The organism is Maricaulis sp. D1M11 (assembly GCF_047308265.1).
Lineage (GTDB): Bacteria > Pseudomonadota > Alphaproteobacteria > Caulobacterales > Maricaulaceae > Maricaulis.
Genome location: NZ_JBKQWY010000003.1, coordinates 224,742 through 250,475, shown reverse-complemented (window position 1 = coordinate 250,475; position 25,734 = coordinate 224,742). Strand labels below are relative to the sequence as shown.

General features: G+C 61.0%; 26 protein-coding genes. 16 read left to right on the top strand and 10 right to left on the bottom strand.

Annotated features, from left to right (window positions below; genetic code table 11):
• Nucleotides 1-60: 60 nt before the first annotated feature.
• Together RMQ97_RS07570 and RMQ97_RS07565 are read right to left on the bottom strand one after the other, a co-directional pair.
• Entirely contained in the window at nucleotides 61-1,134 is a 1,074-nt protein-coding gene (locus tag RMQ97_RS07570; protein ID WP_413660250.1) for a DUF2268 domain-containing putative Zn-dependent protease, read from the bottom strand.
• 115 nt (nucleotides 1,135-1,249) lie between these two features.
• Nucleotides 1,250-3,325: a transglycosylase SLT domain-containing protein gene (locus tag RMQ97_RS07565; RefSeq protein WP_413660249.1), complete on the bottom strand. Its 2,076-nt coding sequence runs from the start codon at nucleotides 3,323-3,325 to the stop codon at nucleotides 1,250-1,252.
• Between the two features lie 147 nt (nucleotides 3,326-3,472).
• Between RMQ97_RS07565 and dapA the strand changes: the two genes are divergently transcribed.
• Entirely contained in the window at nucleotides 3,473-4,360 is an 888-nt protein-coding gene (gene dapA / locus RMQ97_RS07560) for a 4-hydroxy-tetrahydrodipicolinate synthase (RefSeq protein ID WP_413660248.1), read from the top strand.
• 5 nt (nucleotides 4,361-4,365) lie between these two features.
• A complete protein-coding gene (gene smpB, locus RMQ97_RS07555; protein WP_413660247.1) occupies nucleotides 4,366-4,833 on the top strand; it encodes an SsrA-binding protein SmpB in 468 nt (155 codons plus the stop codon).
• Here smpB and RMQ97_RS07550 read toward each other — a convergent pair.
• From RMQ97_RS07550 to RMQ97_RS07540, 3 genes are all read right to left on the bottom strand, one after another.
• On the bottom strand, nucleotides 4,830-5,888 hold the full coding sequence (locus tag RMQ97_RS07550) for a GlxA family transcriptional regulator (protein ID WP_413660246.1): 1,059 nt from the start codon (nucleotides 5,886-5,888) through the stop codon (nucleotides 4,830-4,832). The two genes, smpB and RMQ97_RS07550, sit on opposite strands and share 4 nt — an antisense overlap.
• Nucleotides 5,889-6,159: 271 nt before the next feature.
• Entirely contained in the window at nucleotides 6,160-6,885 is a 726-nt protein-coding gene (locus RMQ97_RS07545; RefSeq protein WP_413660245.1) for a uracil-DNA glycosylase, read from the bottom strand.
• On the bottom strand, nucleotides 6,885-7,415 hold the full coding sequence (locus tag RMQ97_RS07540; RefSeq protein WP_413660244.1) for an NYN domain-containing protein: 531 nt from the start codon (nucleotides 7,413-7,415) through the stop codon (nucleotides 6,885-6,887). Before RMQ97_RS07540 ends, RMQ97_RS07545 begins: the two co-directional genes overlap by 1 nt.
• 19 nt (nucleotides 7,416-7,434) lie before the next feature.
• On the opposite strand from RMQ97_RS07540, the gene folK reads away from it, so the two are divergent.
• From folK to era, 8 genes are all read left to right on the top strand, one after another.
• Complete coding sequence (folK, locus tag RMQ97_RS07535) at nucleotides 7,435-7,977, top strand: 2-amino-4-hydroxy-6-hydroxymethyldihydropteridine diphosphokinase (protein ID WP_413660243.1); 543 nt, start codon at nucleotides 7,435-7,437, stop codon at nucleotides 7,975-7,977.
• A gap of 84 nt (nucleotides 7,978-8,061) precedes the next feature.
• On the top strand, nucleotides 8,062-8,445 hold the full coding sequence (gene rpoZ / locus RMQ97_RS07530) for a DNA-directed RNA polymerase subunit omega (protein WP_413660242.1): 384 nt from the start codon (nucleotides 8,062-8,064) through the stop codon (nucleotides 8,443-8,445).
• Nucleotides 8,446-8,462: 17 nt separating this feature from the next.
• Entirely contained in the window at nucleotides 8,463-10,682 is a 2,220-nt protein-coding gene (locus RMQ97_RS07525) for a RelA/SpoT family protein (RefSeq protein ID WP_413660241.1), read from the top strand.
• On the top strand, nucleotides 10,679-11,263 hold the full coding sequence (gene pyrE / locus RMQ97_RS07520) for an orotate phosphoribosyltransferase (RefSeq protein ID WP_413660240.1): 585 nt from the start codon (nucleotides 10,679-10,681) through the stop codon (nucleotides 11,261-11,263). Before RMQ97_RS07525 ends, pyrE begins: the two co-directional genes overlap by 4 nt.
• Nucleotides 11,263-12,009, top strand: coding sequence for a pyridoxine 5'-phosphate synthase (locus RMQ97_RS07515; protein WP_413660239.1), 747 nt, complete (start codon nucleotides 11,263-11,265; stop codon nucleotides 12,007-12,009). Before pyrE ends, RMQ97_RS07515 begins: the two co-directional genes overlap by 1 nt.
• 1 nt (nucleotide 12,010) lies before the next feature.
• Complete coding sequence (acpS, locus tag RMQ97_RS07510) at nucleotides 12,011-12,424, top strand: holo-ACP synthase (RefSeq protein WP_413660238.1); 414 nt, start codon at nucleotides 12,011-12,013, stop codon at nucleotides 12,422-12,424.
• Nucleotides 12,417-13,109: a ribonuclease III gene (rnc, locus tag RMQ97_RS07505; RefSeq protein ID WP_413660237.1), complete on the top strand. Its 693-nt coding sequence runs from the start codon at nucleotides 12,417-12,419 to the stop codon at nucleotides 13,107-13,109. Before acpS ends, rnc begins: the two co-directional genes overlap by 8 nt.
• Nucleotides 13,102-14,076, top strand: coding sequence for a GTPase Era (era, locus tag RMQ97_RS07500; protein WP_413660236.1), 975 nt, complete (start codon nucleotides 13,102-13,104; stop codon nucleotides 14,074-14,076). Before rnc ends, era begins: the two co-directional genes overlap by 8 nt.
• Here era and RMQ97_RS07495 read toward each other — a convergent pair.
• Together RMQ97_RS07495 and RMQ97_RS07490 are read right to left on the bottom strand one after the other, a co-directional pair.
• The gene (locus RMQ97_RS07495) at nucleotides 14,073-14,771 is read right to left on the bottom strand and encodes an SdpI family protein (RefSeq protein WP_413660235.1); all 699 of its coding nucleotides are present in this window, start codon (nucleotides 14,769-14,771) and stop codon (nucleotides 14,073-14,075) included. The genes era and RMQ97_RS07495 overlap by 4 nt on opposite strands.
• A complete protein-coding gene (locus RMQ97_RS07490; RefSeq protein WP_413660234.1) occupies nucleotides 14,768-15,103 on the bottom strand; it encodes a metalloregulator ArsR/SmtB family transcription factor in 336 nt (111 codons plus the stop codon). The genes RMQ97_RS07495 and RMQ97_RS07490 overlap by 4 nt, the downstream gene beginning before the upstream one ends.
• Nucleotides 15,104-15,189: 86 nt before the next feature.
• On the opposite strand from RMQ97_RS07490, the gene recO reads away from it, so the two are divergent.
• From recO to RMQ97_RS07460, 6 genes are all read left to right on the top strand, one after another.
• Nucleotides 15,190-15,918 carry a DNA repair protein RecO gene (gene recO / locus RMQ97_RS07485; RefSeq protein ID WP_413660233.1) on the top strand — a complete coding sequence of 243 codons (729 nt, stop codon included), beginning with the start codon at nucleotides 15,190-15,192 and terminating at the stop codon, nucleotides 15,916-15,918.
• Between the two features lie 84 nt (nucleotides 15,919-16,002).
• On the top strand, nucleotides 16,003-16,755 hold the full coding sequence (locus RMQ97_RS07480) for an SDR family oxidoreductase (protein WP_413660232.1): 753 nt from the start codon (nucleotides 16,003-16,005) through the stop codon (nucleotides 16,753-16,755).
• A 142-nt stretch (nucleotides 16,756-16,897) separates the two neighbouring features.
• Nucleotides 16,898-18,172, top strand: a complete 1,275-nt coding sequence (locus RMQ97_RS07475; protein WP_413660231.1) for a hypothetical protein — start codon at nucleotides 16,898-16,900, stop codon at nucleotides 18,170-18,172.
• A gap of 78 nt (nucleotides 18,173-18,250) precedes the next feature.
• Nucleotides 18,251-20,524 (top strand): DNA topoisomerase IV subunit A, encoded by a 2,274-nt coding sequence (gene parC / locus RMQ97_RS07470; RefSeq protein ID WP_413660230.1) that lies wholly within the window; start codon nucleotides 18,251-18,253, stop codon nucleotides 20,522-20,524.
• Between the two features lie 45 nt (nucleotides 20,525-20,569).
• Nucleotides 20,570-21,121, top strand: coding sequence for a LemA family protein (locus RMQ97_RS07465; protein ID WP_413660229.1), 552 nt, complete (start codon nucleotides 20,570-20,572; stop codon nucleotides 21,119-21,121).
• 29 nt (nucleotides 21,122-21,150) lie between these two features.
• Nucleotides 21,151-22,194 carry a M48 family metallopeptidase gene (locus RMQ97_RS07460; protein ID WP_413660228.1) on the top strand — a complete coding sequence of 348 codons (1,044 nt, stop codon included), beginning with the start codon at nucleotides 21,151-21,153 and terminating at the stop codon, nucleotides 22,192-22,194.
• Here the strand turns inward: RMQ97_RS07460 and RMQ97_RS07455 are convergent.
• Genes RMQ97_RS07455 through RMQ97_RS07445 form a run of 3 tightly spaced genes read right to left on the bottom strand, consistent with a single transcriptional unit; the run spans nucleotide 22,191 to nucleotide 25,732 of the window.
• On the bottom strand, nucleotides 22,191-23,345 hold the full coding sequence (locus RMQ97_RS07455) for an AI-2E family transporter (protein ID WP_413660227.1): 1,155 nt from the start codon (nucleotides 23,343-23,345) through the stop codon (nucleotides 22,191-22,193). The two genes, RMQ97_RS07460 and RMQ97_RS07455, sit on opposite strands and share 4 nt — an antisense overlap.
• Nucleotides 23,346-23,354: 9 nt before the next feature.
• Nucleotides 23,355-24,947 (bottom strand): TRAP transporter large permease, encoded by a 1,593-nt coding sequence (locus RMQ97_RS07450; RefSeq protein ID WP_413660226.1) that lies wholly within the window; start codon nucleotides 24,945-24,947, stop codon nucleotides 23,355-23,357.
• Between the two features lie 2 nt (nucleotides 24,948-24,949).
• Nucleotides 24,950-25,732, bottom strand: a complete 783-nt coding sequence (locus RMQ97_RS07445; protein ID WP_413660225.1) for a TRAP transporter small permease subunit — start codon at nucleotides 25,730-25,732, stop codon at nucleotides 24,950-24,952.
• Nucleotides 25,733-25,734: the final 2 nt, after the last annotated feature.

The following is a 25,734-nucleotide window of genomic DNA, read 5'->3' as shown; positions in this document are numbered from 1 at the left end:
CTGTCCGGGTATCGGGTGAGGGCCATGCCCAAGGGATGATCGAAATCGGGTGCAGCGGCGTTATTCGACCGCGTCGACGGGATTGTAACCGCTGGCCTCGAGGACGGCGTAGGGGTCGTTGAAATTCATCAGTTCGGCCAGGGCCTCGACCTCATTGCCGTGCTGTTCCACATAGGCCGTGACGATCTGTCGACCGACCCAATAGCCCGCCTCATGCGGCCAGCCCTCCGGGGCGTTCTGATAGTTTTGCAGCCAGCGCAATATGGCCGCCTGCATCTCGGGGGAGCGATTATTGAGGTCGGACCCGTTGGCGACTGCCGCTTGTACAATCTCACGATCCTGCTGGAATTCCTGCCACAACCAGGCTTCGCGTTCGCGGGCCCAGCTATCACGCTCCGCAGAGGGCGCTGCGTCGGTTGCACGCCAGGCCACATAATCGGCAAGGCCTTCCATGATCACGCCCGCCAGCAGGGGATCGCGGGACCAGTCAATGGTCGAGAAGTCCTGCATGGTGTGCACGGTTTCATGGGCGAAAAACATGCGGAACGAGGCGCGGATTTCCTCTTCGGTAGTATTGACGGCGCAGATCACCTCCAGCCCCAGGACCTGGGCACCCGGACCCGCCGTGCCGCCGGAATTGCCACCGCCAAATACGACATGGATGTCCGGCAGGGCCTGGCCCGGCAACAGGGTCGCAAGGCGGCTATAGATCTGGTTGAGTTCCTCATTGCTGTCTTCTGCAATCGGCAGGCAGACATCAATGGCGCGTTGATAGGCATCAGGATTGTCGGCGATCCGGCCGGCCAGGTTCTTCGCGCTGACAATGCGATTGGGCGTGAAGATTTCGACCCCGCGGCCTGCACCATCCAGATATCCCGCTTGCAGATCCTCTTCGGTCGGTGCGCCGTGTGTGGCGTTGAAGACCTCGACAAACCGGCGGGCATCGTCGGAATTGACCCGATAGGCCTGGGTTTGCGGTGTAGACTCGGTTTGCGGTGTAGCCTGGGCCTGCGCCGTTGCGCAAAATCCCACCAGGCTGGCGCTGGCAAGCGCAGCGCTCAGCGTGACATTCATACGTCCCATGAACTGGGTTCCCTCAACAAAAATATGACCGAACCCCATACGGTCGGTCATGATGTTCACGCCCCCAAGCGTTGCCCTAATCTAGGAAGACTTCCCCGACTTGTCACCGAGTAAAGTATGAAGATTATGCAAGGTCGTGCCGTTTGCCTCGGCCTGAACGCAGGTGCTAGCGCCCCTGGGCACCGGGATGGATCTGGAACACCGCCTGGGGTGTTGATCCGCGATCCAGATCATCCTCGATCAACAGGGGCGTGCTCTCATCCGCATTGAGACGCGACCGGTAGACCTGAAGATTTTCCATCACGCGCATCACATAATTACGGGTTTCCGAGAAGGGGATGCTCTCGACCCAGTCGATCGGATCCACATCCGGATCGCGGGGATCCCCATAGGCCTCGATCCACTGGCGGGCACGATGACCACCGGCATTATAGGCTGCCAGGGCAACGACATAGGAGCCGTCATAATCTTCGACGACTTCACCCAGATGGGCCATGCCCAGGGTCAGATTATAGTCCAGATCATCGGTCAGCCAGTTGAACCGATAGGGTTCACCCAGTGATCGCGCGGTCTGGCGGGCGGTGGCGGGCATCAATTGCATCATGCCGCGTGCGCCGGCCCCCGAGACAGCCCGCTGGGAAAACTCGGTTTCCTGACGGATCACGGAATGAACCAGCGCATCTTCCGGAGCGATGAATTCGGAATCGGGCAGGCTGATGGTCGGATAGGCGCTTTCCGGCAGGATCATCCCGTTCTGACGCGCCGCCTTGGCCGCCCGCACCGACTGGCGCGTATAGAGATAATCATTGGCCAGTTCCGCGAGCAGCACGGCTTCCTGCGGATTATCAATCGTGTCGTCCATGCGGTAGATGAAGAGGCGGAAATAGTAATCCTCGCCCTGTTCCGCCAGCAAATGCATGGCGCGCACCTGGGGACGAGTCTCGAAATGCAGGCGGGCCTCTTCGGTTGGCACAGGATCCACGCCCAGATCCATCACAGCTTCATCGCCGTGCAGGGCGGTCAGGGCGAGCTGACCGTAATAGGCGGTCGAGTGTTCACCCGCCGCTTCGTAATACTGCGCCGCTTGATCCGCATTGCCCATCGCATCGGCGGCGCGTGCCATCCAGTACCAGGCCCGCGAGGTGGAGACCGGAGAGGTCACGTTTTCGCGCAGATGGGTGAAATGTCCAAGTGCAATGCCCGGCTGATCGAGATGCACCAGGGCCAGCCAGCCTGACACAAATTCGGCATCCGCAAAATCAGCACCACGAGACATGCCGTGCGCCGCAGCGAGGTCATAAGCCGTTTGATAATCCTGATCGCGGATCAAGGTGAGGATGGAGAGTTTGCGCTCGGTCCACATGCGCTCCAGCGCTGTGGTATTGCCGTGTGCGTCCGGTAATTGCAGCAACAGGGGCAGGGCGTCATCGCGCAATCCCGAGCGGCGACGCCAGCGGGCGCGTTCAAAGACCAGGCCCGGATCATTCTGCAGCGAGGCCGGGACCCGGTTGACGGCGGCATCAACACCGCTCTGGCGACCGGCCAGGCGCAGACGCGCATCGGCGAGCGCGCGGTCCGATCCGCTCAGCAATCCCACCATGCGGCGAGCCAGCGTGCGCTGATTGGTCCAGATCAGATAATCCGTCCGGGCGGCGTGATCCTGCGGGCGCAGACGATCGCCGTGCGCGCGGAACACATCGCGCTGATGCTCCGATGCAAAGCGGCGGCTTTGCCAGGCTGTCCGGATGAGCTCGGTGGCTTCCGCGTCCAGACCCAGTTCCAGCTGGGCTTCGGCCTGGGCGATCATGCCCATCCCGCTCACCGGCGGATGCTCTTCAAACCAGTCCTGGATGAAGGCGGCGGACAGGCCGGACGTAGCGATCTTGGATTCGGCCTCCGAGCGGATAAAACTGTCGCGCGGCCAGTTGTCCAGCGTGTCGAGCGCCATGTTGAGTTCGAAAAACGTGGTGCGCGGATCATTCAGGGCCATGCGCCACAACAGGAGGTCGCGTGCGGCACTGTCGCTGAGCTGGTCGCGGATACGCCGGACCTCGACCCAGTTCTCGTCATCCGCCGCATCGAGACCGGAGCGAAAAAGGACAAAGTCCGCATCGCTCAGATATCTGGAATGGTTGACAGGTTCCGGTCGCTGACGGGGCACGGGCTGCGCCTCCGCGACGGAAAAAACGGGCGCCGCCAGACAGGCGGACAGAGCAATCAGGAGCAGTCCTCGATTGATCATCGATCCAGTTACACCTCTGTTCCGGTAAGGCACACAACTTCACCGCAAATGCCGGCCACTGTCCAGTCTTGAACGAAGAGTTTGATCCCGGCGTGACAGATGGATAAGGTCCGCGCCCTTTGCAGTGGAAAATAGCAGGATTTAAACATGTTCAAGGGCTCCCTTCCCGCACTCGTCACGCCATTCAAGAACGGTGCCGTCGATGAGGATGCGGTGATCAAGCTGGCCGAGCGCCAGATTGATGCGGGTTCGCATGGTCTTATTCCCTGCGGAACAACCGGTGAATCGGCCACGCTCACCTTTGAGGAACACATGCGCGTCGTGGAACTGGTGGTCAAAACCGCCGCCGGACGTGTGCCCGTCATGGCCGGAACCGGGTCAAATTCCACGGCTGTCGCCATCCAGAACCAGGCCCGCGCCGCCGAGGTCGGAGCCGATGCCGGGCTGGTGGTCGCGCCGTATTATAACAAGCCCAATCCGGAGGGGCTCTACCAGCATTTCAAGGCGATTTCCGACGCCGTGGACCTGCCCATCTATGTCTATAACGTGCCGGGCCGCACGGTGATCGATATCGATCCCGATACGGTGGCCCGTATTGCCGAGCTCGAACAAGTGGTTGGCATCAAGGACGCCTCGGCGGACATGGCGCGGGTGTCAGCCCATCGCCGCCTGATCGGTCCGGATTTCATCCAGCTGTCCGGTGATGATCCCAGCATGGTCGGGTTTAATGCCACCGGAGGTGTGGGCGTGATTTCCGTGACCGCCAATGTCGCTCCGGCCCTGTGTGCCCAGATCCAGACGGCAACGCTGGAGGGACGTTGGGAGGAGGCGCGTGCGCTGCAGGATCGGCTCCTGCCGCTGCATGAGGCGATGTTTGTGTCCGCCAGCCCGGGACCGGCAAAATACGCGCTTAGCCTGCTGGAAGGCATGTCGGACGCGCTGCGTCTGCCGCTCACGCGGCCTGATGAGGCGGCCTGCCGCCGGGTGCGCGAGGCCCTGGTGATTGCCGGTCTTCTGGAGACGGCGGAGGTCTGACATCCATGGCAGAAACACTTGAAACCGGAACGGTGGCCGTCAATCGGCGAGCCCGGTTCGATTACGAAATCGAAGAGACGTTTGATGCCGGTCTTGTGCTGCAGGGCTCGGAGGTCAAATCGCTGCGCGAAGGTCGCGCGAATATCGCGGAATCCTATGTCAGTGCCGAGGATGACGAGATTTGGCTGATCAATGCGGATATCCCGCTCTATGGTCCGGCCAATCGGTTCAATCACTCACCGCGGCGCCGCCGCAAACTCCTGCTCAAAAAGCGTGAAGTGGCCAAGCTGACCGGTTCAGTGACACGTGACGGACGGACGATTGTCGCGCTCAGCCTCTATTTCAACGGACGGGGTCTGGCCAAGCTTAAAATCGGCCTGGCGCGCGGCAAGAAGACCGTGGATAAGCGCGAGACGATCAAGCAGCGCGACTGGAACAAGCAGAAGGCGCGCCTGATGAAAGATCACGGCTAGTCCGTGAGCGAGGCGACATCGTCCGCGTGCGGCTCCGCGCGCTGGCTGGTCGCGAACCGGTCGCGATAGGCCTGGGGCGAGACACCGAAATGGCGCAGGAAGCTGCGCCGCAGGCGTTCCAGATTGCCATAACCACAATCGTCGGAAATCGACCGAATGGTGTCGGTCGTATCCTCCAGCCGGGCCTTGGCGGCTTCCAGGCGGAATATATCCACCATCCGGGCCGGTGTCTGACCGGTCTCCTGGGCATACAGGCGGGCAAAATTGCGCGGGCTCATACCGCACCGTGCCGCGAGCGCCTCGACCCGCATATCCGCAGTCAGATTATCTCGCATCCACAGGTGAAGCGCATCAAACCGGCCGGGCCGCGGGCGCGGCATGTCCGGTTCGGGCAAGGACGCCGGTGTCTGCAGAGTTGAAAACTGGGCCTGGCCGCCCTGGCGGTTCATGAACACGAGCAGGTTGCGGGCCAGCGCCTTGGCGGTGTCCGGACCGTGATCCTGTTCGACCATGGCGAGGGCGAGATCGATGCAGGCCGTGCCGCCGCCGGAGGTCCACACCTTGCCGTCCTCGATATAGACCGGGTCCGGATCCACCTGGATTTCGGGATGTTTGTCCGCCAGGGCATCGCATTCCGCCCAGTGCGTGACAACGCGATGCCCGTCCAGCATGCCGGTCCGGGCGAGCAGGAAGGCACCGGTGCAGGTTGATGCAATACGGCCGCTCTTGGCGGCGTTCTGGCGGATCACCTCGACAAATCGCGCATTCTCTGCGGCTGCAAAGACACCGCGCCCGCCACAGACCAGGAGGGTGTCGTTTTCATCCGCGCCGATACCGGCCATGCGACGTGAATTCAGGGCGACACCAGTATCAGTATCCACAGGGCCGCCGTAAAGCGAGCCGATCACCGTGCTGTAGGCTTCGAAACCCAACACCTCGTTCGCATCTGCGAAGACCTGGAGCGCGCCTGTCAAATCAAGCAGTTTGACGTCAGGAAAAATGACAAAGGAGACACGGCGGCGTATCGATCGGCGTTTTGCTGGCAAAGTCGACATCGCGTGTTGAGGCTCGGGTGAGTCTGTTGGGTTTCGGCTCATATATTATTAATGGAAATGAACGCGAGGGACAGGGCGAAGACCGAAAAAATGTCGCGTGCCGGCACCCAATCGCACGCTTCGATGCCGGATCGCCTCGTTTTCGACCGAAAATCAGGCGGCGTGACACGTTTGCGACCCGTCGCTGCGACCCGTCGCTGTAAGGCGTCGCCGTCGCGATTCGTCACAAACTGATTCCCGAAGCCGGCCCGTTCTGCGGGCGTCGGTCCTGCTAGGAAGGTGACGCGGCGCCCGAAGGGGCTGTTCTGTCGTGAGACGTGTCTGCACTGTCGAGATAGGCGCAGATATCCCGAAACACATCGTGGAACATGCTTTCGGTCAGGCGGCCGGTATTCGTGTTGTATCGCGAGCAATGATAGCTGTCGAACAGACGCACCACGCCGTTTGGCCCGCTGACATCGGTAGCGGCTCCGTGAGCGAAAACAGCTGTTTTCAAGGGCAGTCCGAGTGCGCGCAGCGTGTTGTCATGCGAAATCTTGCCCAGGCATAAAACGGCTTTCAGCTTTGGAAGTGCGGCGAGCCGGCGTGACAGGAAGGGGCGGCACGCATTGGCTTCCGCTCCGACAGGCTTGTTTTCAGGCGGCACACAGCGCACGGCATTGGTGATCATGGTGTCAGGCAGGGTCAGACCGTCGCCGGCATGGCTGTCATACGTGCCACGCGACAAACCGAAATGGTCCAGGGTGGCGTAAAGCAGGTCTCCGGCCCAGTCACCGGTAAAGGGTCGGCCGGTTCGATTGGCACCTCTCACGCCCGGGGCCAGTCCGATGATCAGGAAACGCGCGGTCTCCGGGCCAAAGGACGGCACGGGCGCATTGAACCAGTCCGGGTGATCGGCCTGATTGGATTTACGGTAATCCACAAGTCGCGGGCAAAGGTCACAGTCGAGCGGTGCTTCGGGCGTGTCCGCGACGGGCAGGGGACGTGGGCTGGGCATCAGTTCGCGCGGCCGATCAGGTCAGCCAGGTCCACCACATCGATGAAATCATCGGCCTGACGGCGCAGGTCGTCGGCGATCATGGGCGGGGTGGACTTGACCGAAGAGATGACGGTGACACGCGTGCCCTTGCGCTGGGCGGCCTCGACGGCGCGCCGGAAATCTCCATCGCCGGAGAACAGGATGATGTGGTCGAGATAATCGGCGCATTCGACCAGATCGACGGCCATTTCCACATCCATGTCGCCCTTGATCCGGCGGCGTCCATCCTCGCCGGTGAATTCCTTGGCACGCTTGGTGATGACGGAAAACCCGTTATAATCCAGCCAGTCGACCAGCGGCCTCAGCGGGTTGTAGTCTTCCTGCTCCAGCAGCGCGGTGTAATAGTTTGCGCGGATAAGTCGGCCGCGTTTCTTGAACTCTGCAAGAAGCCGCTTGAAGTCGATATCAAAATCCAGTGAGCGGCTTGTCGAGTGCAGGTTGGCACCATCAATAAACAGACCAATGCGTTCATCAGCGTAAAATGTCATGACGGGATATCCTCAAAATATGCGCGGAAGTAAGACTTCATCTGGGGGAATCTATATCGCGCTTGGTTCAAATTTACCATGGCAGGACTGTGCGCCTCGCGACACGCTGGCGCGCGCCTTGCGGGTCATTGAAACGAGCGGCATGCAGGTTGTGGCGCGGTCTTCGGACTGGTCCAGCCCGGCCTGGCCTGATCCTGCTGATCCGCCCTATGTCAATGCAGTGGTGGAAGTGGCGAGCGAGCTCGACGCACCAACCGTCATGGCGTGTCTGCACCAGGTCGAACTGGCCTTTGACCGCCAGCGCGATGTGCGGTGGGGGTCGCGGACGCTGGATCTGGACCTGATTGATTATCGCGGCGAGGTGAGGGCCGCGACGGATGAGACGGATCTGCACCTGCCGCATCCCCGGGCGACCCAGCGTGGGTTTGTACTCTATCCGCTTATTGAGATCGCACCGTTTTGGATCGACCCTGTGACGGGCCGCGATATCAATGCCTTGATCGATGATCTTGAGCCGGCCAGCCGGAACGGGCTGGAACAGCTGCAAAGCGTGAGTGTTTGAACCGTCACGCGGCCTTGCCAAGATGGTATAATATCGCTATCGAACGCGTTTCCTAATTCAGCTGGATCCAAGGAGATCGCGCGCATGGCTCGCGTCACCGTCGAAGACTGCATCGATAAAATCCCCAACCGCTTCCGTCTTGTTCTGCTGGCGGCGCACCGGGCCCGGAATATTTCCGCTGGCTCGAGCCTGACCATTGATCGCGACAACGACAAGAACCCGGTTGTGGCTCTGCGTGAGATCGCCGATGAGACCCTCGACATGGACATGCTGAAAGACAGCCTGGTCACGGGCCTGCAGCGTGTTCTGCCGAGCGAGGACGAGGAGCAGGAGCGTGCTGCTGCCGAGACCCCGGTTGAGGCCGAGCCGATGGAAGCCCTGCCGGCCCCGCCGGTCGAACTGGACGAGAGCGAAATGCTCAAGGCGCTCCAGGCTGACCGTGACGGCGCACCCGACGGTCGTATCTGATCAGGCGGGGTCCGCACGTGACCTCCGCGCCTGATACCGAACCACCTGCACCCATCCCCTCTGCGGATGAGCTGATCGCCCGGATCGACCGCTATTTTCCTGCGGTCGATGGCGATTTTGTGCGTCGGGCCTATGATTTTGCCGAATTGATGCACCGGCCGCAAAAGCGCCAGTCCGGTGAGCCGTATTTTGCCCATGTGGCAGCAGTGGCGATGATCCTTGCGGATCTCAAGATGGATGTCGCGACCGTCTGCACGGGTTTGCTGCACGACACGGTCGAGGATACCGAAGCGACGTTTGAGGATCTGACGCGCGAGTTCAGCGACGAGGTCTCCACGCTCGTCAATGGCGTCACCAAGCTCGGTCAGATGGAGCTGCGCTCCAAGCGGACCAAACAGGCGGAAAACCTCCAGAAACTCGTCGTCGCGATTTCGTCTGATGTGCGTGTATTGATCGTCAAACTCTGTGACCGACTGCACAATATGCGCACGCTGGGCCATATCCCCCGTGCTGAAAAGCGCGAACGCATTGCCCGCGAGACGCTTGAGATCTACGCCCCGCTGGCCCGCCGCATCGGGATCAACCGGGTGTGTGTCGAGCTGGAAGACCTGGCGTTCAAACACATTAATCCGGCGGCTTATGAGAGCATTACGCGCCGTCTTCATGATCTGCGCCAGACCCATGCGGAAGAAGTGTCGAACGTCTCCGAGGCGATCGTCGAGCGGCTCAATGCGTCGGGCATCGACTCGCGGATTTTTGGTCGTGAGAAACGGCCCTATTCGATCTGGCGCAAGCTCGAACGCAAGGGTCTGACCTTCGAGGAGATCGCGGATATCTATGCCTTCCGACTGATCGTGACCGAGCCGGATGAGTGTTACACGGCGCTGGGCGTGATCCACCAGTCCTGGCGCTGTGTGCCGGAGCGTTTTCGCGATTTCATCTCCGTGCCCAAGCCCAATAACTACCGCTCGCTGCATACCACGGTGATCGGTCCCAATTCGGTCCGGGTGGAGTTGCAGATTCGCACCGAGGGCATGGAAGCGGTGGCCGAGAGTGGTGTGGCGGCTCACTGGCGGTACAAGGACAAGTCCTATTCCTATGACGAGGAAGCCGCGGCTGAGGCCGGGGGCGATCCGCTGGAGCGCCTGCGCCCGTTTGTGGAGATCCTCAACCAGGGCGGCGATCCGGACGAGTTTCTCGAGCACGCCAAGCTCGAAATGTTCGCCGACCAGGTCTATGCCTTTACACCCAAGGGTGATCTGATTGCCCTGCCGACCGGTGCAACCCCGCTCGATTTTGCCTATGCCGTGCATACCGAGCTGGGCCATCATACCGAAGGCGCCAAGGTGAACGGTCGCGAACGACCGCTGCGCACGCCTCTGCGCAATGGGGATGTGGTCCAGATCATCAAGGGCGGCACTCGCAAACCGCCCAAGGGCTGGGAAAACCTCACAATCACCGGGCGGGCGCGGGCGGCGATCCGGCGCCTTGTGCGCGAGAGCGAGCGGGAGGAATTCCTGCGCATCGGCCGCATCATGGCCGACCATGCCTTCCGCCGCGAGGGGCGCACCCTGATCGAGGAGGATCTGGAAGAGGCGCTCAGCCGGATGGAATTCGGCACGGTGGAAGAACTTTATGAAAGCATGGGGCGCGGGCGCGTCACCTCTAACGACCTGCTGGATGCGGTGTTCCCGGGTCGCCTGGATGACCGCGAAGATGTGACGGACCGGGCCCTGATCGAGGACGAAAAAGCCCGGCTCTATGTGCGTGGTCGCGGATTGACCGAGGGCATTACTTTGCACTTTGCAGAATGTTGTTCACCCTTGCCCGGGGACCGGATTGTCGGACTTTTGCAGCCCGATCGCGGGGTGGAAGTGCACACCATATTCTGCGAACGCCTCGCTCAGTTCGAGGAGATATCCGGGGATCGCTGGGTAGATCTGGCCTGGACACCCGAGGCCGAGGCCAATGCCGTATCGATCGCGCGGATCAAGGCGATCATGCACAATAATACCGGCGCTCTGGCGGATATCGCCCGAACCGTCGGGGAGAATCGCGGCAATATTGCGCAGGTGAAAACGCTGTCGCGGACCGCCGATTTCTTTGACATGGAATTTGATATCGAAGTGTTCGATGCCCGGCACCTCGCCAATCTGCTCGCGGCCATTCGCATGTGCGATTCCGTCGTATCGGCAGAGCGTTTCGGGGCCGATGCCACAGAGGATGATGTGAGATGAACCAAGCTGAAGTTCTGGCCGAGTTTCGTGCCGCAGGCGCCTTGCTGGAGGGACATTTCATCCTGTCCTCGGGTCTGCGTAGCCCGGTTTTCCTGCAAAAGGCCAAGGTCTTTGCTGAACCGGCCCGTACCGAGAAATTGTGCCGGGCCCTGGCCGACAAGCTCAAGGCCGAACTCACCGAGACCCCGACCGTGATCGTCTCACCGGCTGTGGGCGGGCTGATCCCGGGCTATGAGACGGCCCGCCATATGGGTCTCAAAGCCCTCTATGTCGAGCGCGAGAACGGCGAGTTCACCCTGCGCCGCGGGTTTGAATTGTCCAAGGATGACAAGGTTCTGGTGATTGAGGATATCGTTTCCACAGGTCTGAGTTCGCGTGAATGCATCGCGGCCATCAATGCGACGGGTGCGACAGTGATCGCCGAGGGTTGTCTGGTGGACCGGTCGGCGGGAGAGGCGGATGTCGGTGTGCCGCTCATTGCGCTAACCCAATATAAGGTGCCGGCCTATCCGGCGGATCAATTGCCACCCGAGCTGGAAGCCATTCCCGCGATCAAGCCCGGCAGTCGGGGGCTCGTCTGATGGCCCTGCCGCCCGTTCGCCTTGGCGTCAATATCGACCATGTTGCCACGATCCGGAATGCGCGGGGCGGGGAGCATCCCGACCCTGTTCGCGCAGCGCGCCAGGCATCAGAGGCTGGTGCCGATGGCATTACTGCGCATCTGCGTGAAGATCGCCGTCACATCACCGATGGCGATATCGACCGTTTGATGGAAGAGATTGATCTGCCGCTCAATCTGGAAATGGCCACGACGCCGGAAATGCTGGATATCGCCCTGCGCCATCGTCCGCATGCCTGCTGTCTCGTGCCGGAAAAACGCGAGGAACGCACCACGGAAGGCGGTCTGGATGTGGCGGCCGGTCACAATCATATCGCCCCCTATGTGCGTCAGCTTTCCGACGCCGGTATCCGTGTCTCCTTGTTCATCGAGCCGGACCCGGTCCAGATCGCGGTCGCCGAAGCCATGGGCGCGGCCGTCGTCGAACTGCATACCGGCGCGTACTGCGAGGCCGCGTTGCGCGGGGATGTAGACGAGGCACAACACCTGCTGGAGCGTTTGAGCCTGGCGTCCACAATTGCGCATGATCGCGGGCTGGAAGTGCATGCCGGTCATGGCCTGACCTATGACACGGTGACACCGGTCGCCGCGATCCCGGAACTGGTCGAGCTGAATATCGGTCATTTCCTGATGGGGGAGGCCATTTTCCGCGGTTTGCGCGAGGCTGTCTCTACAATGTGCGGTCTGATCGCCGACGCGCGGTCGTGACATGATCATCGGTCTCGGCTCAGATCTCTGCAATATCGAGCGGATCCAGGGTTCTCTCGACCGGTTTGGTGATCGGTTCGTGCAGCGCTGTTTCACTGAAATCGAACAGGCGAAATCGGATCGCCGCCGCGAGCGTGCGGCCAGTTATGCCAAACGTTTTGCCGCCAAGGAGGCCGGGGCCAAGGCGCTGGGCACCGGGATTGCGCGCGGCGTCTCCTGGAAAGAGATCGGCGTGGTCAATCTGCCAAGCGGTAAACCCACCCTGGAACTGAAGGGACGGGCGCTGGAACGGGCTGAGGCCCTGACCCCGGACGGCATGACGTTTCGCATCCACATCACCATCACGGACGACCACCCCTGGGCCCAGGCCTTTGTGGTGCTCGAAGCGGTTCCGGAGGGCACGCCCCATGCGTGAACCCGATCAGGTCAAGGCGCTTGAAACCCGGCTGGGGTATGAGTTCAAGGATCGCGGTCTTCTCGACCGGGCGTTGACCCATGCCAGTCACGGGCATGGTCGCAAAGGGGCCAGCTCGTATGAACGTCTGGAGTTTCTGGGCGATCGTGTACTGGGTCTGATGACGGCTGAAGCCTTGTTCAAACTCTTCGACAATGCCGATGAAGGTGCGCTTGCGCCGCGTCTCAATGCCCTGGTGCGCAAGGAAACCTGTGCTGATGTGGCCCGGGCGATCGGTCTGGGCGAAGCCTTGAAAATGGCGCCAGCCGAACAGCGCGGGGGCGGGCGTGACAAGACCTCCATTCTGGGAGATGCGTGTGAGGCGCTGATCGCAGCGCTTTATCTGGATGGCGGGCGCCAGGCCGCGCAGCGCTTTTATGATACCCATTGGTCGGCCCGGATCGAGGCTTTGAAGTCCAAGCCCCGGGAGCCCAAATCCCAGTTGCAGGAATGGGCGGCGAAGAAGGGTTTTGCCCAGCCGCGCTATGAGTTAACCGGCCGCAGCGGGCCGGACCATCGCCCCGTCTTCAAGGTGCAGGTCCATGTGGACCCTCTCGCTCCGTGTGACGGTGAGGGCGGATCGAAACAGGCGGCCGAACGCGATGCCGCCGAGAAATGCTTGGCCCGGGAGGGCGTGAATGTCTGACTTAGAACACGAAAACGAACACACGGCGGACGGGCCGATGCGTTGCGGCTTTGTCGCCGTGATCGGCTCACCCAATGCCGGTAAATCTACACTCACCAATGCCCTGGTGGGCGAGAAGGTCACCATCGTGACCCACAAGGTGCAGACGACCCGCTTCGCTGTGCGCGGCGTGGCGATTGCCGGTCCGACCCAGATCGTTCTGGTCGATACACCCGGCGTGTTTGCCCCTCGTTCGCGTCTCGACAAGGCGATGGTCAATGCGGCCTGGAATGGTGCGGATGATGCCGATGCTATTGTCCACGTCATCGATGCGGGCGCGCGTGTGCGTCTGGAACAGGGCGAGGCCAAGAGCGGCGACCGGCGCATGGTCGAGGATGATGAGCGCGTGATCGAAGGGCTCAAGACGGCGGGCAAGCAGGCCATCCTGGCGCTCAACAAGATCGATCTGATTTCACGCGATTACCTGCTCAAACTCTCCCAGGAGCTGTTCGAGCTGGGCTGTTATTCGGACGTGTTCATGATCTCGGCCAAACGCGGTTATGGCACGGATCAGCTCAAGTCCGATCTCGCCGAGCGCATGCCGACGGGCGTGTGGCATTATCCCGAGGATCAGGTCGCGGATCTGCCATCGCGCATCCTGGCCGCCGAAATCACGCGCGAGAAAGTCTATCTGCGCCTGCATGAGGAATTGCCCTACGCCTCCATGGTCGAAACCGAGGAATGGAAACGTCTGCGTGACGGATCCATTCGGGTATCGCAAACCATCATCATCGAGCGTGACAGCCAGAAACCCATTGTCATCGGCAAGGGGGGCTCAGCCCTGAAAGCCATTGGCGAGGCCTCCCGGCTTGAGCTGGAAGAGGTCATGGGCTGCAAGGTCCACTTGTTCCTGAATGTGAAAGTGGACCCGAAATGGATGAACCGTCGGAGCCACTACACCAATGTGGGTCTGGACTTCGACGCCTAGCGCTCTGATGTGTGCTGAACATCACGCCAGGCGAAATAGGAATAGACCGTCAGGATTAGTACCGAGAGAATGGCGGGTCCGGTGGCACCCAGCGTGATCCAGATCCCGTCCAGCACGACGGCGCAGACAATGCCGATCACGCCAGCCAGCATGAAGAGCGGTCCGCCCAGCCTGTGTGTGCGCTCCCAGACCGTATCATCGCTCAGGGTCCAGGGTGTGCGGATGCCAAACGAGAAACTGCGCCGGGTCTTGGGCAGGAAATTGCCCATCACCAGCATGAGCAAGCCGACACCAACAAGAATCCAGCGCACGGTTTGATCTGTGCCGGCCCCTGCCGTATCGCCGCGGATGTAAAGCAGGGCGATGCCGGTCGTCAGGGCGGTGAGCAATCCCATCACGCCCAGCCAAACCGCCAGATAGGCCGTGCGGCTTTCGTCGACATTTCTCTTCTTCGGATCGATCGAGGGCATCACGGCCAGAATCAAGGTCAATCCCACCGCGATCGCGGGCTGTAGCCATAATAAAAACAGGGCCTCGCTGCGGTTGCCAAACCGGTCGGGCTGGCCCGAGGGGCCCCAATGAAGGGGGAAGGGGCCGTCGGCGGGCAGGGCCTGCATCGCCCACAGACAGACGGCACTCATGACGCTGATCATCAGGGCCGACCAGATCAGGCCCGTACGCACATAGGCTTTCATTCTTCACTCTCCGGGTTGGGCGGGATGTCAGACAGGGCGTTCTCGGACCCGTCCGTCTCGTCTTGCGCGGGTCGGGTGCCAGCCAGAGCCAAAAGGGCGGCCGCGGCGTCTTCGACCACGCTGGTTTTCACGCGATACAGGATCTTGGTGCCCTGACGCTCAGCGGTGATGAGATCTGCATCCTTGAGCACTGCCAGGTGTCGCGACAGGCTGGGCCAGCTCATTTCGAACCGGTCGGCCAGATCGCCTGAAAGGCGCGGTCCCGAGCGCAGAATGGCCAGGATATCGCGTCGAACAGGGTGAGCCAGAGCCTTGTAGATGTTACTGAGCATTTTTGCTAATTAGCATAATTGCTAAATATAGTCCAGACCTGTCCTCAAGGCTTCGCTTGTGTCGCGAAACAGCCTAGCAGGGTGGGATGGAATGGTCTGATCGCGGCATTATCCTCAACGTTCGCCCGCACGGTGAAACCAGTGCGATTGTCGACGTATTGACGCCTGAACAGGGTCGGCATGCCGGATTGGTACGTGGCGGGCGATCCCGCAATCTGCGCCCGGTCCTGCAGCCGGGTAATGAGGTGAGCCTGACCTGGCGTGCGCGTCTGGCCGATCATCTGGGTCAGTTTGCGCTCGAACCGGATCAGCTCCACGCAGGTCTGATCATGGAAGATCGTCTGGCCCTGGCCGGGCTGAATGCCGCATGTGCTCTGGCGCTGAACGCCTTGCCGGAACGTGAAGCACACCCCGCCGTCTATGAGGGGTTCCGGGTGTTTCTCCACGCCCTGGCGGACCGGGATATCTGGCCCGCCCTCTATGTGCGCTGGGAGGCCGGGCTTTTGTCCGATCTGGGTTACGGGCTCGATGTCAGCCAGTGCGCGGTGACGGGACAGCTCGACGAGCTGACCCATGTCAGTCCACGGACCGGCCGGGCTGTGTGTCGGGAAGAAGCGGAACCCTATGCGGCAAAACTCCTGGCCCTGCCACCCTTCATGACCGGACAGGGTGTGATCGAGGCGGGGGATATCCTGACAGGTCTGGCTCTGACAGGATATTTCCTGGAGCGCCGGGTGTTGTGGCCGGTGGACCGGCCCTTGCCCGAAGCTCGTCAGCGCCTGATCGCCGAGCTGGAGAAGGACGGGCGCGGCTGAGGTAGCCCGTTTTCGCCCGCAATAATCGGGTGGCGAGAGCCGGTCGTGCCTGACACCTCTGACACACATGTGTTGGAGGACTTCATGGAACTGGAACAGAAAACCGTACTGATCACCGGTGCGAGCAGTGGTATTGGCGAGGCATCCGCGCGATTGTTTGCTCGCGAAGGCGCACGGCTGGTTTTGAGCGCCCGGAGGCGAGCCCGTCTGGATGCGCTTGTCGACGAGATCATCTCCGATGGTGGCGAGGCCGTGGCCCTTTCAGGAGATGTGACCGAGCCCGATCATGCCGATGAACTGGTGGCCCTGGCGCAGTCCAGATTTGGCGGTCTGGATGTGGCGTTCAACAATGCGGGGACATTGGGAGAGCTGGGTCCACTGGACGTTATGAGTGACCAGGCCTGGCGGATGCTCATGCAGACCAATCTGGATGCGGCCTTCTACGGGGCCCGAGCCCAGATCCCGGCCCTGAAACACGCAGCGGCAGGATCGCTGATCTTCACCTCCAGTTTTGTGGGCCACACCATGGGGCTGCCGGGCATGGCGGCCTATGGCGCCAGCAAGTCGGCGCTTGTCGGGCTCACTCAATGTCTGGCCGCAGAGCTGGGGGCCGACGGCGTGCGGGTCAATGCGCTGATGCCGGGCGGCACACGGACCGAGATGGCGGGCACCGATCCGGTGAGCCATCAAAGGATTGCGGGCATGCATGCGTTGGGTCGCATGGCGAGCGCGGAGGAGATCGCCCGGGCGGCCCTGTTCCTGGCCTCACCAGCGTCCAGCTTTGTGACGGGGACCGGTTTTCTGGTTGATGGCGGAAACTCGATCTTCAAGGGCTGAAGCCTGGCGAATGCTGACTGAGTGATCGGCAAGACGGGGATTGCCTCAATGAGGATCCCCGTGCTGTCGGGTCGCGCGGATACAGACAGGGTGAGGAGCACCGGCTAGGATCCCCGCTTGCCAACCCGCCTGTGTGAGTGCCATGAAATTCGTCCTGCCTGTCTTGTCTGTCCTGTCTGTCCTGTCTGTCCTGACCCTGACCTCCTCGCTCCATGCGCTGCCGCCCGGCGATGTGGCCCTGTGGGAAGAGGATCTGGAGGTCTACGCCCAGACACTGGAGGCCCGGCATATTGATCTGTTTCACACCCGGTCGCAGCGCGAGTTTGAAACAGATCTACAGGCCTTGCGTCGGGATCTGCCCCGGCTCACCGAGGCCGAATTGGTTACACGACTAATGGAGGTACACCACCGGATCGGAGATGGGCACACGGCTATTCCGCTCTGGGAGCGCGCGTATGACCGTTTCCCGCTGGATGTGGAAATTGTCCAGGGGCGGGCAATCCTGACCGGTCTGGGCGATGACCATGCCGACATGCTGGGCGGTGAAATCCTTTCGATCAATGATCGGCCGATTGACGAGGTGCTCGCGCGCGTCTTTCCCGTCGTGCCCTTCACAGAAAACGCAGGATCGGATGCGGTTCGTGTTGCGGCCTATTTGCCGGTTGCACCATTTCTTCACGCGCTTGGTGTGTCAGATACGCCGGACACGTTGCGCCTGCAGGTCGCACAGAGCGGACAGACCCATACCCTGACCTTCCGGGCCGGCCCGCGTGACGCGTACTCCGATGCTCTGACTCATCGGCTGACGTATCGCGACCCCCTTGAGGACAGCATGCTGGAGGCCGTCGCACCCGGTCTGGGCTTTGTCTATGAGGCCGACCATCAGTTGGGATATATCCGGTTTGACCGTTATCCTCCCGCGGCCGAGATGGACCAGTTCGCGCGCGAGGTGGTGTCTGTCATGAGACGCGAGGGCGGACGATATTTGGTCATTGATCTACGCGACAACTATGGCGGTGATTTCTACACCGGTTTGCGGCTGGCGCATCAGCTCAACCTGCTTGACCAGGTCGACTGGCAATCGGGCGTGTTTGTCCTGACCGGGCCGGTGACGTTTTCGGCGGCGATGAGCAATGCGGCGCAATTTTCCGACATTCTGCATGCCCGTCGGGTGGGAGAACCCACAGGGGCCACACCGTGTGGCTATCAGGATATGGGCCAGTTCAACCTGCCCAATTCCGGTTTGTTGATCACTTATTCCAAGCGCCATTTCTGTTTCGCTGAACCTGTGGATGACGCACTTCAACCCGATCACCCTGTTCCGGTCACTGTCGAGCATTGGCGAACCGGTCATGACGCCGCCATGGACTGGGTGCGGGCCGAGGTGGAGGACTTGTCCACGCGTGATTCACGCTAAGCCGCGTGGCTCTGCGCCTCACGCCTTTCGGAACGGGCAAATCGCCTATACTCCAAGGTCCGAATCACGAGGTGAAGCATGGGCGATAAGTTCGATCCGGATGGCGGTCATATCATCGAGGAGGCCTTCGACGAGGCCCTGTCGAAACGCTATCTCGCCTATGCCCTGTCAACGATTACCCAGCGAGCCTTGCCCGATGCCCGCGACGGGTTGAAACCGGTTCACCGTCGCTTGCTGTTTGCCATGCGCGAGCTGAAGCTGAACCCGGATTCGGCCTTCAAGAAGTCCGCGCGTGTGGTGGGTGATGTCATCGGTAAATATCACCCGCATGGCGATCAGGCCGTCTATGACGCTCTGGTGCGTCTGGCCCAGGATTTCGCCTCGCGATATCCGCTGGTGGAAGGTCAGGGTAATTTCGGCAATATCGACGGCGATAGCGCTGCGGCCATGCGGTACACCGAAGCGCGCCTGACCAAAGCGGCCGAACTGTTGCTGGCCGATATCGAAAACGGAACAGTGGATTTCGAGGACACCTATGACGGGTCCGAACGTGAACCCCTGGTCCTGCCGGGCGCCTTCCCGAATCTGCTCGCAAACGGGGCAACAGGGATTGCCGTGGGCATGGCGACCTCCATTCCGCCGCATAATGTCGCCGAGGTCTGTGCCGCCGCACGGGCTTTGATCGACAATCCTGAGGCCGATACCGATGTTCTGCTAGAGCATGTGAAGGGGCCGGATTTTCCCACGGGCGGCACGATTATCGAACCGGCTGCAGCCATTCGTGAAGCCTATGAAACCGGTCGTGGCGGGTTCCGTGTCCGGGCGAAATGGCACAAGGAAGAGATCGGGCGCGGCATGTGGCGCGTGGTCATCACCGAGATCCCGTACCTGGTGCAAAAATCCAAACTGGTAGAACGCATCGCCCAGCTGATGGATGCCAAGAAACTGCCTCTGCTGGATGATGTGCTCGACGAGAGTACCGAGGAAATCCGCCTTGTACTCGAACCCAAGAGCAAGCTGGTTGATCCGGATCTGTTGATGGAGTCGGTCTACAAGCTGACCGATCTGGAAAACCGTATCTCGCTGAACCTCAATGTTCTCGACCCGGCCGGCACGCCGCGGGTGATGTCCCTCAAGGAGACGCTTGAGATCTGGCTGGAGCACCGCCGGGATGTGGTGGTGCGCCGGGCGCAGACCCGGCTGGCCAAGGTGGAGGATCGTCTTGAGGTCCTGGCAGGCTATCTCATTGTGTATGCGGACCTGGACGAGGTCATTCGCATTATTCGCTTTGAGGACAAGCCCAAGGACAAGCTCATGGAGACCTTCTCCCTGAGTGAGCGCCAGGCCGAAGCCATTCTCAATATGCGGTTGCGGTCTCTGCGCAAACTGGAAGAGCTGGAAATTCGCCAGGAGGATGAACGCCTCAAGGGCGAGCGCGACACGCTGAAAACCCTCATCAACTCGCCCGAGACGCAGTGGAAAAAGGTGGATGGCGAGATTGCCGAGGTTGCGGCACTCTACGGCCCCGAGACCGAGATCGGTCGTCGTCGCAGCGTGTTTGGCGATGCACCCACTCATGTGCCCGATAATGTGGAAGCGTTTGTGGTACGCGAACCCATTACCGCCGTCCTTTCGGAAAAGGGCTGGGTGCGGGCGCTGAAGGGCCATAACAACGATATCTCCGCCCTGAAATACAAGGACGGCGATGGTCATGGTTTTGCGGTGAAGTGTGAAACCACCGACAAGCTGTTGATGTTTGCCACGGACGGCAAGTTCTACACGCTCGACGCCTCGAAACTGCCTGGCGGGCGGGGCCATGGTGAGCCGGTCCGCCTGCATATCGATCTGCCCGAGGATACGGGGGTGATCGCGCTGTTCAAGCATGATCCAAACCGGATGATCCTGGTGGCGTCGGGGCAGGGCACGGGTTTCCGGGTTGAGGAAAAAACCTGTATCGCGATGAAGAAGGGCGGAAAACAGGTGCTCAACCTGGTCGATGGTGACGAGGCGCTCCTGTGTATCCCCGCCGCCGGCGATAGTTGTGCACTGATCGGCGAAAACAAGAAATTGCTGGTCTTTGCGGCTGACGAAATCCCGGTCATGACCCGTGGCAAGGGTGTGCGACTGCTGGGCGGCAAGGGCGCACGCCTGTCCGATGCGACAACGTTTGACGCCAAGGATGGCCTAGTCTGGATTGATGGTGCAGGCCGTCGCTATGCGCCGGACGACTGGCATTTGTGGCAGGCCAAGCGCGCCCAGGCGGGCAAGATGGCGCCGCGCGGTTTTCCGCGATCGCTGCGCTTTATGCCCAAGGGTACGGAATTTCTCGCCAGCCCCGTCAAAGACAGCTAGGACAGGCTGACGGGCCAAGGATCAGACAGTTCAAGGGAGAGCCTTATGGACGCCGGCATTATTCTTCTCATCGTGATCATCGGTTTGGGCATTTTTGCCGTGATGATCTACAACCGTCTGGTCGCCCTGCGTCAGACCTGCCAACAGGCCTGGGGCGATATCGATGTCCAGCTGAAACAGCGCCATGATCTGGTGCCCAATCTGGTGGAGACGGTCAAAGGCTATGCCGAGCATGAGCAAACCACGCTCACCGGCGTGATCAAGGCCCGCCAGACGGCGATCGACGCGACCAGCCTCAAAGACCTGGCCGAAGCGGAAAACCTGCTCTCCGGCGCACTGCGTCAGCTGTTTGCCCTCTCGGAAAGCTATCCGGACCTGAAGGCCAATCAAAACTTCCTGTCACTGCAAAACGAGCTGGCGGATCTTGAAAACAAGATCGCCGCCGCCCGCCGCTTCTTCAACAATGCGGTCAGCGAGTACAATACGGCCTCGGAACAATTCCCTGCCGTGTTGTTTGCCAATATTTTCGGATTTACCCAGAAGGACTATTTCGAAGTGGGTGAAGCCGAACGCGGTGCTCCGCAGGTGAAGTTCTAGGTTCGATTGCGTTGCCGGAGGCGTGAACCATGTTTCTTTCAGCCTCCGGACTTCGCACCCATATCTGGAACAATAATCTGCGATCCATTCTGCTTCTGGCCGGATTTCCCCTGCTGCTGATCGCGATCGGTTTTGCGTTTGCGCTGTTGTGGGGCGGACAGGCTGTGACGGCGCAGCCGGGCTGGCGTGGGACGCACCCCTCGGTGGGCACTGAGCACAGTGTGGCCGACGCGCTGAGTACTGTTTTGGCGAACGGGCCGATGATCGCCCTGATCTCCCTGGCCATCACCGCCGTCTGGTTTATCATTGCCTGGTTTTTTCATACCGCCATCATCCAGGCCTCGACCGGCGCGCGCAGTGTCACACGGGCGCAGGAACCTGAACTCTATAATCTGCTGGAAAATCTGTGCATCTCGCGTGGTATGACCATGCCCCGCCTGGCGGTTATCGAAACCGGCGCGCTGAATGCCTATGCTTCGGGGGTGCGCGAAAGCCAGTATACCGTCACGGTCACACGCGGTTTGATGCAGACCCTCGACCGTGCAGAGCTGGAGGCGGTTCTCGCTCACGAGCTCTCCCATATCCGCCACGGCGATGTGCGCCTGCTGGTCATCGCCGTCATTTTCGTCGGCATTATCTCCTTTGCGGGCGAATTGATGTTTCGCAGCCTGTTCATGCGCAGCGTGCGTCGCTCCGGCAGCAATAGACAGGGGCGAAATGGTGCGGCTCTGGTCTTCATTGCGCTCGCCATTGTGGCGGTGGCCTATGGCCTGGCAATCCTGATCCGTTTCTCGCTGTCGCGCCGGCGCGAATACATGGCCGATGCCGGTGCCGTCGAGTTGACCCGCAATCCCGATGCGATGATCTCTGCTTTGATGAAGATCTCCGGCCGGTCCGACGTCGACAAGGCGCCTGACGAGGTGCGAGAGATGTTCATCGACAATCCGCGCACGGGTTTCATGGGCTTTTTTGCCACCCATCCCACCATTGACCAGCGGATCGATGCCCTGGTTGACTATGCCGATGGCCAGAGGCCGACAGCCCCCTCGACGACCAGCGTGCCAGAGGTCTAGTCGCTCTTGGGGTCAGGCGTCTCGCCGGCCTGAGTTGCCGTATCCGCACTTGTCTCGCCGGATGCGATGACCGGTTCGGCCTCGTCGGGATCGATCAGGCCCTCGAAGGTCTCTGCAAAGATATACCAGACAGAGGCAAACAGGGCGGCGATCACCGGGCCAAGAATAATGCCCACAGCGCCAAACAGGCTCAGACCGCCCAGGGTCGACAGGAGCACGGTCAAATCCGACATCTTCGCATCCTGACCGACAAAGATCGGACGCAGGATATTGTCCGAGGACGAGATGACGATCATGCCCCAGGCCGCGAGCCCGATCGCGGGTATCGGTTGACCGGTGGCAAACAGCCAGAGGGCAGCCGGTCCCCAGATCAGCGGAGGTCCGATCATCGGGATGATAGAGAGAAGGGCGGCGATGGCGCCCCAGAATATGGCGCCGGGGACACCAGCGACAAGCAGGCCTAATCCCGTTAGTCCGCCCTGCACGAGCGCAATCAGAAAAGAGCCCTTCACCGTGGCGCGTATCGTGGACACCGCACGTTCGATCAGGAGCACGCGATCCTCGCGGGCCATGGGCAGCATGGACATGGCGCGCTGACCGGTCTTGCGGCCACCCTGCAGGAAAAAGAACAGCGCATAGATCAGGATGAAACCGTTTAGAGCGGCCGCCAGAACGCCGCCGGTGCCGGCCTGAAGCCACTGGACCGCAAAATTCGAGACCGCACGCGCGAGATTTCCCGTCTGGGCGACCAGCTCGTCCTGATGGTCGATAATGGCCTGGCGGAAGGGCAGCCAGTCGGGCAGGCCGACTAGTCCCTCCGCGCGGATCAGATTGATCTGCTCCTGCACCCAGGGTGTCATCATGCCGGCAACATCGATGGCCTGGTCTGCGATCACACTCAGAAGAAGGGAGGCCGGCACAAAAAAGGCCATCAGGGTAAAGATCACCAGCAGCGCCGCAGCCAGACCTTTGCGTCCGCCCAGCCAGCGGGTGAGCACGGCCTGTGGCCGGTCGAGAAACAGGGTGATGACCCCGGCCAGGAACAGGGCGGAAAGATAGTGCCGGATCATCCACAGGAAGATGCCTGAAATGAGCACCGCCAGAACGATGATGAAACCGCGTTCCAGGGTGATCTTGTCTCGCTTGATCACGGGGTTTTCCTATCCGTAGAGCCAGTTGGGCAAGGCGGTTGCAAGCCAGGGGAAGAGGGCAATCATCGTGATAGCCAGGATCTGGATGATCACGAAGGGGATGGCGCCGCGATAAATGGCGGCTGTGCTGACCTCGGGTGGTGCGACACCGCGCAGATAGAAGAGAGCAAATCCAAAGGGCGGGGTGAGAAAACTGGTCTGCAGATTCATCGCCATCATCACGCCCAGCCAAACCGGATCCACGCCCATCATCAACAGGATGGGCGCCACAATCGGCACCACCACAAAGGTGATTTCGATGAAATCGAGGAAAAAGCCGAGGATGAACATCACCAGCATCACCACAACCAGGGCGCCCATGGCACCGCCGGGCACGGCCGTCAGCACGGACTGGACTGTGTCATCGCCCCCCAGTTCACGGAAAATCAGAGAGAAGAGCGAGGCGCCGATCAGGATCACGAAGACCATGGCGGATATTGTCGCAGTGGAGCGCATCACGTCATCGAGCACACCGGTGCGTTTGAGTCGCCATAGGGACAGGCCTGCTCCGATCAGGGCGATCGCCACCATCAACCAGGCCAGAAGGCTGGCGGCGCCCAGATCAGAGACATAGAGGCGGCGTTCAGAGCCGGTATTGACCATGACGATCAACAGGATCAATCCCATGACGGCGGCCAGACCGGCATAACTCAGGGCGCGTCCGATCGCAGGGTTATCTGTGCCGCCGGCATTGCGCGCAGCGGCCAGGAAGGTGGCGCCCATGGCCCCTACGGCCGCCGCTTCAGTGGGCGTGGCGAGCCCGGCCAGGATGGAACCGAGCACCGCAAAGATCAGGAAGAGCGGGGGCAGAAGTGCATTGAGCAGACGTCCCGGCTTCAGCGTGCCGGGTTCGGCCGGGGCGGCCGGGGCTTTTTCCGGCGCGGTGATGGCTACAAAAACCTGGTAACCCACATAAAGCAGGACGAGCATCAGGCCGGGAATGAGCGCACCGGCAAACAGATCGCCCACAGACACCACATCGGGTGAGAAAATCCCCTGGGCCCGCTGGGCTTCCTGATAGGCATTGGAGATCTGGTCACCCAGCAGCACGAGCACGATTGAAGGCGGGATGATCTGTCCCAGCGTACCGGAGGCAGCAATCGAACCGGAGGCGAGGGCGGGGTCATAGCCGCGCTTGAGCATGGTCGGCAGTGATAACAAGCCCATGGTGACCACTGTGGCCCCGACAATGCCGGTCGACGCGGCGAGCAAGGCGCCTACCACAACCACGGAAATGCCCAGTCCGCCGCGCAGGGAGCCAAACAGTGCTCCCATGGCTTCCAATAGTTCCTCGGCGACTTTGGACTTTTCCAGCATCACGCCCATGAAGACAAACAGCGGGACAGCGACCAGGATCTGGCGGTCCATCTCCATCAGATTGCCATAGATGCGCTGCGGGAAGGCCCGGAAATGGATGAGATCGAAATGGCCCAGAGCCAGCCCGATTAGGGCAAAGGCCAGCGCCACTCCGGCCAGGGTGAAGGCGACGGGATAACCTCTGAGCAGGGCTGCAAACGCGGCCATGAACATCAGGAAGGGCAGAAACTCGACAAACCACCCCATGATCAAACCTCCGCCTTGTCCGTCTGGCCCGGCAGATCCGGCGCGGCGCGTCCCGACAGCGTCAAGGCTGCCCGGCACGCCAGGGAGACCCCCTGGAGGATCAGCGTGATGGCAAACACCACGATCGCGGTCTTAAGCAGATAGACAAAGGCCAGACCATCGCTTTCCCGGGAGCGTTCGAGAATACGCCAGCTTGAGCTGAGATAACCCCGGGCGGACCAGATGATCAGCACACTCATGGGCACCAGACACAGATACGTGCCCAGCAGTTCGGTCCAGGCGCGCCCTCTCTCGGTGAGCTTGGCGTAGATGATGTCGACACGCACATGCCCATCATGCAGGGCCGTCGAGGCCGAACTCAGCAGGAATAGCAGGGCGTGCATATAGATCACGGATTCCGCCAGCTTGGTCGACGCAAAGCCGAACACATAGCGCTGGATCACGATCGTGACGGTGGCCAGAACCAGGCCCAGGGCAAACCAGCGCGCCGCGCCGCCCAGCTGTTCGCTAATCGCATCTGCAAGACGCACATAGCCGGTCAGTGCGTTTGCCAGGATGTTGGGCAGGCCGGTAAATCGCCCGATTACGCCGGCAAGCAGGGGCGCGAGCGCCAGTACCAGTAGGGCGTGGCCGATCTGATAGCCCCAATGGCCCGCTGTCAGGGCGAGTGTGGGAAGGGTTTGCTGCGCCCAGCTCGATACGCCGCCCGCACTCAATGTGTCGGCGGCAAGCAGGAGGAGGCTGGCGGCGATGACCGCCAGGATCAGGCCATCACCTTTTTGCATGA

Coding starts and splice junctions, on each gene's coding strand:
- pyrE (WP_413660240.1), top strand. CDS start 10,679: ATGAACCAAGCTGAAGTTCTGGCCGAGTTTCGTGCCGCAGGCGCCTTG.
- RMQ97_RS07475 (WP_413660231.1), top strand. CDS start 16,898: ATGAAATTCGTCCTGCCTGTCTTGTCTGTCCTGTCTGTCCTGTCTGTC.
- acpS (WP_413660238.1), top strand. CDS start 12,011: ATGATCATCGGTCTCGGCTCAGATCTCTGCAATATCGAGCGGATCCAG.
- RMQ97_RS07545 (WP_413660245.1), bottom strand. CDS start 6,885: ATGCCCAGCCCACGTCCCCTGCCCGTCGCGGACACGCCCGAAGCACCG.
- RMQ97_RS07540 (WP_413660244.1), bottom strand. CDS start 7,415: ATGACATTTTACGCTGATGAACGCATTGGTCTGTTTATTGATGGTGCC.
- RMQ97_RS07515 (WP_413660239.1), top strand. CDS start 11,263: ATGGCCCTGCCGCCCGTTCGCCTTGGCGTCAATATCGACCATGTTGCC.
- RMQ97_RS07570 (WP_413660250.1), bottom strand. CDS start 1,134: ATGACCGACCGTATGGGGTTCGGTCATATTTTTGTTGAGGGAACCCAG.
- RMQ97_RS07460 (WP_413660228.1), top strand. CDS start 21,151: ATGTTTCTTTCAGCCTCCGGACTTCGCACCCATATCTGGAACAATAAT.
- RMQ97_RS07550 (WP_413660246.1), bottom strand. CDS start 5,888: ATGTCGACTTTGCCAGCAAAACGCCGATCGATACGCCGCCGTGTCTCC.
- RMQ97_RS07450 (WP_413660226.1), bottom strand. CDS start 24,947: ATGGGGTGGTTTGTCGAGTTTCTGCCCTTCCTGATGTTCATGGCCGCG.
- RMQ97_RS07490 (WP_413660234.1), bottom strand. CDS start 15,103: ATGCTCAGTAACATCTACAAGGCTCTGGCTCACCCTGTTCGACGCGAT.
- smpB (WP_413660247.1), top strand. CDS start 4,366: ATGGCAGAAACACTTGAAACCGGAACGGTGGCCGTCAATCGGCGAGCC.
- rpoZ (WP_413660242.1), top strand. CDS start 8,062: ATGGCTCGCGTCACCGTCGAAGACTGCATCGATAAAATCCCCAACCGC.
- folK (WP_413660243.1), top strand. CDS start 7,435: ATGCGCGGAAGTAAGACTTCATCTGGGGGAATCTATATCGCGCTTGGT.
- RMQ97_RS07465 (WP_413660229.1), top strand. CDS start 20,570: ATGGACGCCGGCATTATTCTTCTCATCGTGATCATCGGTTTGGGCATT.
- RMQ97_RS07495 (WP_413660235.1), bottom strand. CDS start 14,771: ATGAAAGCCTATGTGCGTACGGGCCTGATCTGGTCGGCCCTGATGATC.
- recO (WP_413660233.1), top strand. CDS start 15,190: ATGGAATGGTCTGATCGCGGCATTATCCTCAACGTTCGCCCGCACGGT.
- rnc (WP_413660237.1), top strand. CDS start 12,417: ATGCGTGAACCCGATCAGGTCAAGGCGCTTGAAACCCGGCTGGGGTAT.
- parC (WP_413660230.1), top strand. CDS start 18,251: ATGGGCGATAAGTTCGATCCGGATGGCGGTCATATCATCGAGGAGGCC.
- RMQ97_RS07480 (WP_413660232.1), top strand. CDS start 16,003: ATGGAACTGGAACAGAAAACCGTACTGATCACCGGTGCGAGCAGTGGT.
- dapA (WP_413660248.1), top strand. CDS start 3,473: ATGTTCAAGGGCTCCCTTCCCGCACTCGTCACGCCATTCAAGAACGGT.
- RMQ97_RS07445 (WP_413660225.1), bottom strand. CDS start 25,732: ATGCAAAAAGGTGATGGCCTGATCCTGGCGGTCATCGCCGCCAGCCTC.
- RMQ97_RS07565 (WP_413660249.1), bottom strand. CDS start 3,325: ATGATCAATCGAGGACTGCTCCTGATTGCTCTGTCCGCCTGTCTGGCG.
- era (WP_413660236.1), top strand. CDS start 13,102: ATGTCTGACTTAGAACACGAAAACGAACACACGGCGGACGGGCCGATG.